This is a genomic window from Tardiphaga sp. (assembly GCF_044340795.1).
GTDB lineage: Bacteria > Pseudomonadota > Alphaproteobacteria > Rhizobiales > Xanthobacteraceae > Tardiphaga.
The window spans coordinates 1-8,949 of sequence record NZ_JBIISY010000237.1 but is presented as its reverse complement, the minus strand read 5'-3'; the positions used below and the strand labels follow the sequence as shown (position 1 = coordinate 8,949).

The 8,949-nt window shown below is 63.5% G+C and carries 8 protein-coding genes and 1 pseudogene; 1 reads left to right on the top strand and 8 read right to left on the bottom strand.

Features of this window, described 5'->3' with window-relative positions; genetic code table 11:
• The 5 genes and pseudogenes from ftsZ to ACIQ17_RS26850 all read right to left on the bottom strand — a co-directional run.
• Positions 1-1,126: cell division protein FtsZ (gene ftsZ, locus ACIQ17_RS26870; protein WP_398472381.1), on the bottom strand; the 1,126-nt coding region annotated here is incomplete at its 3' end.
• A gap of 105 nt (positions 1,127-1,231) precedes the next feature.
• Entirely contained in the window at positions 1,232-2,560 is a 1,329-nt protein-coding gene (ftsA, locus tag ACIQ17_RS26865; RefSeq protein WP_398472380.1) for a cell division protein FtsA, read from the bottom strand.
• Positions 2,557-3,561, bottom strand: a complete 1,005-nt coding sequence (locus ACIQ17_RS26860; protein WP_398472379.1) for a cell division protein FtsQ/DivIB — start codon at positions 3,559-3,561, stop codon at positions 2,557-2,559. The genes ftsA and ACIQ17_RS26860 overlap by 4 nt, the downstream gene beginning before the upstream one ends.
• Before the next feature lie 137 nt (positions 3,562-3,698).
• Positions 3,699-3,794, bottom strand: a pseudogene (locus ACIQ17_RS26855) (D-alanine--D-alanine ligase); the annotation flags it as partial.
• 157 nt (positions 3,795-3,951) lie between these two features.
• Positions 3,952-4,986 carry a D-alanine--D-alanine ligase gene (locus ACIQ17_RS26850; protein ID WP_398472378.1) on the bottom strand — a complete coding sequence of 345 codons (1,035 nt, stop codon included), beginning with the start codon at positions 4,984-4,986 and terminating at the stop codon, positions 3,952-3,954.
• Positions 4,987-5,143: 157 nt separating this feature from the next.
• Between ACIQ17_RS26850 and ACIQ17_RS26845 the strand changes: the two genes are divergently transcribed.
• Positions 5,144-5,956, top strand: a complete 813-nt coding sequence (locus tag ACIQ17_RS26845) for a hypothetical protein (RefSeq protein WP_398472377.1) — start codon at positions 5,144-5,146, stop codon at positions 5,954-5,956.
• On the opposite strand, the gene murB is transcribed toward ACIQ17_RS26845, so the two are convergent.
• The 3 genes from murB to ACIQ17_RS26830 form a co-directional block, all read right to left on the bottom strand.
• Positions 5,953-6,834 (bottom strand): UDP-N-acetylmuramate dehydrogenase, encoded by an 882-nt coding sequence (gene murB, locus ACIQ17_RS26840; RefSeq protein WP_398472382.1) that lies wholly within the window; start codon positions 6,832-6,834, stop codon positions 5,953-5,955. The two genes, ACIQ17_RS26845 and murB, sit on opposite strands and share 4 nt — an antisense overlap.
• A gap of 46 nt (positions 6,835-6,880) precedes the next feature.
• The gene (murC, locus tag ACIQ17_RS26835) at positions 6,881-8,284 is read right to left on the bottom strand and encodes a UDP-N-acetylmuramate--L-alanine ligase (RefSeq protein WP_398472376.1); all 1,404 of its coding nucleotides are present in this window, start codon (positions 8,282-8,284) and stop codon (positions 6,881-6,883) included.
• Positions 8,285-8,427: 143 nt separating this feature from the next.
• Positions 8,428-8,949, bottom strand: a 522-nt coding sequence (locus tag ACIQ17_RS26830; RefSeq protein ID WP_398472375.1) for an MFS transporter, incomplete at its 5' end; no start/stop codon positions are given.

Below are 8,949 nucleotides of genomic sequence, written 5' to 3'. Positions count from 1 at the left end.
GAACCGGGGCGCCGGCCTTGGCGGCGGCCGCTGCGGCGATGCGCTGGTTGTCGGCACGCAGGCGGGCGGTCAGGTCAGCGAGACGGGTGTCCGGCTGAGCGGGCTGGCCGACGGCCGGGGCTGGCGTACCAACCGGGCCCGGCGCGGTGCGGGCCAGTTGGGCCTGCTCGATGCCCGTGGCGACCACCGACACACGGATCACGCCGTCGAGGCTTTCGTCGAAGGTGGCGCCGACGATGATGTTGGCGTCCGAGTCCACTTCCTCGCGGATGCGGGTCGCGGCTTCGTCGACTTCGAACAGGGTCAGGTCCTTGCCGCCGGTGATCGAGATCAGGAGGCCCTTCGCACCCTTCATCGACGAATCGTCGATCAGCGGATTGGCGATGGCGGCTTCCGCGGCGGTCAGCGCGCGCTTCTCACCGGTGGCTTCGCCGGTGCCCATCATCGCCTTGCCCATCTCCTTCATCACCGCGCGGACGTCGGCGAAGTCGAGATTGATGAGGCCTTCCTTGACCATCAGGTCGGTGATGCAGGCGACGCCCGAATAGAGCACCTGGTCGGCCATCGCGAAGGCGTCGGCGAAGGTGGTCTTCTCGTTGGCAACCCGGAACAGATTCTGGTTCGGGATGATCAGGAGGGTGTCGACCACCTTGTGCAGCTCGTTGATGCCCGCTTCGGCGGTGCGCATGCGGCGCTGACCTTCGAAGTGGAACGGCTTGGTGATCACGCCGACGGTGAGGATGCCCATGTCGCGCGCAGTCTTGGCGATGACCGGAGCAGCGCCGGTGCCGGTGCCGCCGCCCATGCCGGCGGTGACGAACACCATGTTGGCGCCCGTGAGGTGATCACGGAGTTCGTCGATGACTTCCTGGGCCGCGGCAGCGCCGACATCCGGCTGGGAGCCTGCGCCGAGACCCTGGGTGACCTGGGTGCCCATCTGCACGATGCGCTGCGCCTTCGACATCGTCAGCGCCTGCGCGTCGGTGTTGGCGACGACGAAGTCGACACCCTGCAGGCCGGCGGTGATCATGTTGTTGACGGCGTTGCCGCCGGCGCCGCCGACACCGAACACGGTAATACGGGGCTTCAGCTCGCTGATATCAGGAACGTTGAGATTGATGGTCATGAGGTTGCCTCTCGTATTAAGCGCGAATTGTGTGGTCGTGCCGGTGGCCTGAAGCCTGCGGCGTCGGTGACGGTGACGGAATGTGCAGTGTCTGGAAAAATCTCATCAGAAGCCCTCGCGTAGCCATCGACCGACCTTTCCGAAGTATCCGCCGCCATCGGTGCCTGTCTTGAGCTGACGCGTGAAGCGCGGCTCGACATGTTCGAGGTGAGCGAATTGCGGATAGACGAGCAGACCCGAGGGCACTGCAAAGGATGCGCTCTTGGCCTCGTTCGGCAGACGACCGAAACCAAGGGGGCGAGCGACGCGAACGGAGCGACCGAGAATCTGCGAGCCGAGTTCGACGAGGCCGGTGAGCTGCGATGCGCCGCCCGACAGCACCACGCGTGCGCGCGGTTCTGCGGCGAAAGGCGAATCCGCAAGCCGATCCCGGATCATTTCGAAAATCTCCTCGGCACGCTGGCGCACAATGTTTGCAATCGTGGCGCGTGACACGGCCTGCGGATAATCACGATCATTATCGCCAGCCGTCGGCACGTTCATCATTTCACGCGCGTCGGAGCCACCTGTCAGCACGGTGCCATATAACGTCTTGATTCGCTCGGCATCCGCAATGCAGCAACCGAGTCCGCGCGCGAGATCCATGGTGATGTGTTGCCCGCCTACCGCAAATCCGGAGGCGTGAACGATGCGACCACCCGAGTAGGTCGCGATCGTCGTGGTCCCTGCCCCCATCTCGACGACAGCAGCACCGAGATCGGTCTCATCATCGGTGAGCACGGAGAGTCCTGCGACATAAGGCGCGGCCGCCATGGCTTCGACATTGAGGTGACAGCGCTCGACGACCAGCATCAGATTGCGCGCGACGGTCGCATCCGCGGTGATGACATTCATGTCGACGCCGAACTGCGACGCGACCATGCCCTTGGGATCGCGAATGCCTTTCACGCCATCGAGCGAATAGCTCACCGGCAGCGCGTGCAGCACGGTGCGGCCCGGCGGCGTCGCATGGCGCATGCCGGTCGAAGTGACGCGGGCCATATCGGACGCGCTCACTGCGCCGCCCTTGATATCAGCAGAGGCTTCGATCAGCTGGCCCTGCAGGCGGCCGGCCGAGACCGACAGCAAAACGGATTCGACGCGCACCTTGGCCATCCGCTCGGCGAGCCCGACGGCCTGACGCACCGACTGCTCCGCTTCGCCCATGTCGACCACGGCGCCTGATTTCACGCCGCGCGACTGGATCTGGCTGTAACCGATCAGCTCGACGGCATGGGTGCGGCCACGCAGCGCCTCGTTCGGCGCACAGGGGCGCAGGCGCGCAATCATGCACGCGATCTTGCTGGTGCCGACGTCAAGCGACGCCACCAGCGCCGTGCGGTTGGCCGCCATCTGGCGCGTCTTCGGCGCCTGGTTGCGATCCAGCCCGCTCATGCTGCGCCTGCTTTCTTCTTGGCCTTGTCCTGCGCCTTGAACTGCTCTTCGCGGGCCTTGGCGGCGTCTTCCGAGAGCCGCACGGTCAGGCGATCCGGGAGGCGCATGTCGATGGCAACGATGTCGCGCGAGAACAGGCGGTCCTCGCGGTCGAGCTTGCTCAGCATCGCCAGCGCATTGCCGACATTGTTCTCGGGCAGACGGACATCGAGATTGTCATTCAAACGCAAATTCCAGCGACGCTCGCCCACATAGATCGCGGCCTTGGTGACGGCGCGGACCTGCGGATAGCGGTCCAGCAGCGCGATGAAATCCTTCGCAGCAGCATCGGCGCCCTTGCCCACCACCAGCGGCAGCTTGACGAAGCGGCTCGGCACGTAGTTTTCGAGCACGGCGCCATCATCAGCGATGACGGCGAGCTTGCCGTCTTCCTGCCAGAGCGCAAAAGCGGTGCGTTCGGTGACGTCGATCTGCAGGCGGTCCGGATACAGCTTCAGCACATTGGCGTCGGCGATCCACGGATTGGCCTTGAGCTTGTCGCGCACGGCGGCGGCGTCGACGAACAGCAGCGACGAGCGGCCATTGATGCCGCCGATCGCCAGGATCTCGTCCTGGGTCAACTGCTTGCGGCCATTGAGGATGACCGAGGAAATGCGGAAGCCGGCGGCATTGGCCGCGGCGTTGCGGGTGTCCTGGAAGGCCGCGATGACCTCATCGACATGCTCGCCCTTGACCACGCCGAAGCCGACGCTGCCGGCCAGGATCAGGAGCGTAGCAGCGATGCCGACGCGGCGCGGGACATGGCGCTCGATGAAAATGACGAGCTTGTTGGTGCTCGGCTCGCGCGCGGGCGCCTTGCGGTTCTTCAACGCCCGGACGGACCGCTCGAGCGGCTCCAGCCGCTCACGCAGCAGAATGCCTGCCCCACGGGCCGCCATCTTGAGGTCAGCTTGGGGCCTGAGCGATCCGACCGACCGAGAGAGGCGTCCTCCACCATCCATTCCACGAGCTCGTCACAGGTTGTGCCCGCATTCGCGCGGGTCAAATCACTGGCGATGACGCAGATGACGTCTCGGTCAAACCGGAATGGATAAGTGCCTGAAGAAACACTCATTTCCATCGATACGCGTCGTTACGGAAACTCCGCACAGCTCACGCCTCGGCAGCCAAGCGCAACATGCGCCGCCAGCGTTAACCTTCGGCGGTCCTGGTAAACAAAACGTAAAGGGGATGGATTCAGGGAGCATTTTGCCCCGGATTCTGAAGACTTTAGCGGGAGTGTTGCAGCCGGGTGTTAAGGAACCATGGCCGCGTTGCGGCGGCGACGTTCGGTCGCAGTCGAAGCCTGTAGCCCGGATGGAGCGGAGCGCAATCAGGGATTCAGACGTGCTTCAGACCGCTGGTCCCCGGATGGCGCTCCGCTCCATCCGGGCTACGCCCAGCTCAATCTGCCCGTTCAGGAAATCCACGAAAGTGATGCCCTGGGCGTTCAGCGCCTTGGGGTAGAGAGACGCCTTGGTGAGCCCCGGCAGCGTGTTGGTTTCGAGATAGACCAGGCCATTGGCCGACACGATGAAGTCCGAGCGCGAATAACCGGTGCAGGACATCGCCCTGTGGGCGCGAACAGCAAAATCCTGCAACTCCGCCGTGACCTCAGGCGTGAAGCGGCCGGGGCAGATTTCCTGGGTCGACTTCGCAAGATATTTCGCTTCGTAGTCAAAGCCACCGCCCGCCGGGACGATCTCGATGGGCGGCAACGCGATCACCGCGCCATCGGCCTGTTCCAGCACCGCGCAGGTCGCCTCGATGCCGGCCACGAACGGTTCGATCACGTAGTCCTCGACCTTCGCAGCGTTGCGCACGGCGACCAGATCCTGCTTCGCATTCACGAACATCAAGCCGTAGCTGGAGCCGTCGCGCGCCGGCTTCGCGATCAGCTTGCCATATTGGTCAAGCGCCGCCTCCATCTCCGACAACGCGATGCCGGCAGCGATCGGCACGCCCCAGATCGCCGCGAAACGCTTTGCTGCCACCTTGTCGAATGCAAGATTGGACGAAGCCGAACCGGAACCAGTGAAAGCCACCCCGCGAATCTCGCACATCGCCTGCACTTCCCCATTCTCGGCCGCACCACCGTGCATCCCGAGCACCAGCACGCGGCCGTCGGATTTGGCCGTGTCGAGCGCCTGCTCCAGCGATCCGAGCGGCTTGCCGTCAGCCTTGAAGGGATTTTCGAACGGGCGCTCGTGGCCGAGCAGCGCTGCGCCTGACGTCTCATAGACCCTATCGTCGGCGTCCCAGAACCACAGACCGGCTTCCGGCAGCGCCGAATGAAGAGCCTGTGCCGAGGCGACAGATACCAGCCGCTCCTTGTTCAGCCCCCCGAACACGATGGTGATCAGGTTTGGGGCGATCGAGGCAGTCATCGTCGGATCTCCATGCGAATCACCGCATCGTAACCATAGCGGCAAGGCAATGGTACGAGGGCACACGAGTCATATAATGCCTTGTACGACGTCAATGCGCGAAGGCGCAGCAGAGATCACGCCACTGCGCGATCGAAATCAACGGACGAGACGCGCAATGACCAGAGCCTGGCTCGACCTGAATACTTTCGGCATCTTCGCAACATTGTGCGTGCTGTATTACGGCGCGGCACTGTTCCTGGTGTTTCTCTGCTTCGGCTCGCCGCTGCGCAAACAGACCCAGAAGCTGAACGGCATCGTAGCGCCGTTCTTTTCCTCGGTCGCCATCCTGTTCGGCCTGCTGACAGGCTTTCTCGCCGCCGATGTCGGCGAGCGCGGCCGGCACGCGGTGCGCGCCATGCAGGCCGAGGCGAGCGAAATCCGCAATGTCTATGCACTGAGTGTCGCTTCCGTGTCCGACATGACGGACATCCGCACCGCGCTGAAGGTCTATATCAATTCGGTGCTGAATGATGAATGGCCGGCGATGATGCGCGACGAGCCCTCGCCGCGAACCGCGGTGGCTTTTGACGACGTCTTGCGCGAGGTCAGCGACCTCAGCGTCGGGCGCGATTCCGGAACTCCTGTTCAAGTCGCGTTGCTCAGCGCAACGATCCGCGCCGGCACCGCGCGCAGCGAACGTCTCAGCATCGCCGCCGACCAAACCAATGATCTGAAATGGGTCTCCGTACTGATCCTCGGGCTGCTCACGCAAGTCGGTCTTGCATTGGTGCATATGGACCGGCCACGCGCGATGCTGACGGCGCTGACGGTGTTTGGCAGCGCCGCCATCGTGGCCCTCGGCCTGATCGCACTCCAGGAGCGGCCCTATGATGGCGCGTTCCGCGTCTCGAAGGCACCGTTGCAAAATCTGGTCACGCTGCCGGAGCTTGGACCGGGCGCTGCCCTGCCGCCGAAGCCCACAAATTAAAGCGCGACACCAATCCGCTTGATCTCCCAGTGAAGATCGATGCCGGACTGCGCCAGCACGCGTGCACGCACGGTGTCGCCCAGCGTCTCGATATCATGGGCCGTGGCATCGCCGGTGTTGATCAGGAAATTGCAGTGCATCTCCGACACCTGCGCACCGCCGACGCGCAGGCCGCGGCAGCCGGCCGCATCCACCAGTTTCCATGCGGAATGGCCGGGTGGGTTCTTGAATGTCGAGCCACCGGTCTTTTCGCGGATCGGCTGCGCCGTCTCGCGGTGCTGCTGCACCTCGTTCATGCGGGATCGGATCGTGGCCGGGTCGGTGATCGGGCCGCGGAATTTTGCCGACGTGAAGATGATCGACGGATCGACGCCGGAATTGCGGTAGACGAACTGCATGCCGGCATTGTCGAAGACATGTTTCTTGCCATCGCGACTAATGCCGATGGCTTCGATCAGCAGATCCTTGGTCTCCCCACCATTGGCGCCCGCATTCATGCGCAGCGCGCCGCCGATCGAGCCAGGAATCCCGAAGTAGAATTCGAGACCGCCGATATTGGCGGCAGCAGCCGTTTCTGCCACGCGCTTGTCGAGAGCCGCGGTGCCGGCGGTCAGCGTGTCGCCGTCGGTCGTGACCTGACCGAAGCCACGCGGGCTGAGACGAATGACAACGCCTTCGATACCGCCATCGCGCACGATCAGATTGGAGCCGACACCGACGACATATACCGGTACATCGGATGACAGCTTCGACAGGAAGTATGCGAGGTCGTCCTCGTCCGCCGGCGTGAACAGCACCTGCGCGGGACCGCCGACGCGAAACCATGTCAGCGGCGCGAGACTCTCATTAGCCAGCAGACGCCCGCGTAGCTCGGGCATCGCGGATTTGAGATCGAGAGTGATGTCGGGAAAGCCGCTCACTTTGTTATCCGAGCGCCTTCAGTTCACCCGGCAGCGCATAGGCCCATTGTGTGATGTTCCCGGCCCCAAGGCAGACCACCGTATCACCGCTCTTCGCCACCCCCGCAACGAGACCGGCCAACGCCGCCGATTCCGATAGTGGCGTAACTTCGCGATGGCCATGGGCGCGCAGGCCCAGCACAAAATTGTCGCGGTCGATGCCGGGGATCGGCGCTTCGCCGGCGGCATAGACTTCCGCGACGATCACGCTGTCGGCATCGTTGAAGCAGGTGCAGAATTCCTCGAACAGCGACTGCAGGCGCGTATAGCGATGCGGCTGCACCACCGCGATCACCTTGCCTGTCGTGCTTTCGCGCGCGGCGCGCAATACGGCGGCGATCTCCACGGGATGGTGACCGTAGTCGTCGATGATGGTGACGCCCTTCCATTCACCGGTCTTGGTGAAGCGTCGCTTCACTCCGCCGAAGGACGAGATCGCCTTGCGGATCTGGGCATCCGAAATGCCGAGTTCATGCGCAACGGCGATAGCAGCCGTGGCATTGAGCGCATTATGACGGCCGGGCATCGGCAGCAGCAGATTGTCGATCTCATGCGTGGTACCGGCCTTGCGATCGCGGAAGGCAACCTTGAAGCTCGAGCCGCCATTGGCAGGCTTCAGATCGACCAGACGCGCATCGGCCTGCGGATTCTGCCCGTAAGTGATGATGCGACGGTCCTCGATCTTGCCGACGATGGTCTGCACGACGGGATGATCGATGCACATCACGGCGAAACCGTAGAACGGCACGTTCTCGACGAAATTGCGGAATGCATCCTGCACATTGTCGAAGGTCTTGAAGTGATCGAGATGTTCGGGATCGACATTGGTCACGATGGCGACATCGGTGGGAAGCTTCAGGAAGGTGCCGTCGCTCTCATCGGCCTCGACCACCATCCACTCGCCGCCACCGAGACGCGCATTGGTACCATAGGCATTGATGATGCCGCCATTGATGACGGTGGGATCGAGTTCGCCTGCATCGAGCAAAGCCGCGACCATCGACGTGGTCGTGGTCTTGCCATGGGTGCCAGCGATGGCGACGCAGCTCTTCAGGCGCATCAGCTCTGCCAGCATCTCGGCACGGCGGACGACCGGGATACGCTGCGCGCGCGCGGCCATTAATTCAGGATTGTCGCGCTTGATGGCGGTGGAGACCACGAGCACGTCGGCGCCGGACACGTTCTCGGCCTTGTGGCCGACATGGATCGTGATGCCCTTCTCGCGCAGACGGTTGACGTTGGCGTTTTCCGATGCGTCCGAGCCCTGCACGGTATAGCCGAGATTGCACAACACTTCGGCGATGCCGCTCATGCCGATGCCGCCGATGCCGACAAAATGAATGGGTCCGATCTCGCGCGGCAATCTCATGGGAATCTCGTCTTTCGTCACGCCCGGCGCAGCACCGGGCACATGACTCCTTCAAACAGACGCAGATGGCCGGGACAAGCCCGGCCATGGCGAAAGTGAACGATATTTGGCTTGCGGATGCGGCAAATCCTGCCGAATCGCCCCTATTCGGCCGCAGCTGGAACTGACGCCCTCACACGATCGAAGCGGATTGCGGTGAGCGCCACACCCAGCGCTGCCAGGGGCACCAGGGCAGCGACCCACGGCACCGCGGCGAGCCCGCCATGGTCGATCACCGCGCCGCCGAGCCAGGCCCCGATCGCGTTGCCGAGATTGAAGGCGGCGATGTTGAAGCTCGACGCCAGACTCTGGCCGGCACCATGGGCCTTTTCCAGCACCCACATCTGTAACGGCGGCACGGTGGCAAAGCCGACAGCGCCCAGCAAGGCGACGAACACGACGATGGCGATCTGATTGTGGGTGGCGAGACTCATCAGCGCGAGCACCACGGTCAATGCCAGCAAGCTGCCGAGCACCGTGGGAAGCAGCCAGCGATCCGCGAGGCGGCCGCCGACCAGATTGCCGATCACCAGACCGCCACCGAAGACCAGCAGGATCGGTGAGACTGCGGCGTCGGAAAAGCCAGCGAGCCGTGTCAGGATCGGCGCGATATAGGTGAAGACGGC

Coding starts and splice junctions, on each gene's coding strand:
- murC (WP_398472376.1), bottom strand. CDS start 8,284: ATGAGATTGCCGCGCGAGATCGGACCCATTCATTTTGTCGGCATCGGC.
- ACIQ17_RS26850 (WP_398472378.1), bottom strand. CDS start 4,986: ATGACTGCCTCGATCGCCCCAAACCTGATCACCATCGTGTTCGGGGGG.
- murB (WP_398472382.1), bottom strand. CDS start 6,834: ATGCCCGAGCTACGCGGGCGTCTGCTGGCTAATGAGAGTCTCGCGCCG.
- ACIQ17_RS26845 (WP_398472377.1), top strand. CDS start 5,144: ATGACCAGAGCCTGGCTCGACCTGAATACTTTCGGCATCTTCGCAACA.
- ACIQ17_RS26860 (WP_398472379.1), bottom strand. CDS start 3,561: ATGGATGGTGGAGGACGCCTCTCTCGGTCGGTCGGATCGCTCAGGCCC.
- ftsA (WP_398472380.1), bottom strand. CDS start 2,560: ATGAGCGGGCTGGATCGCAACCAGGCGCCGAAGACGCGCCAGATGGCG.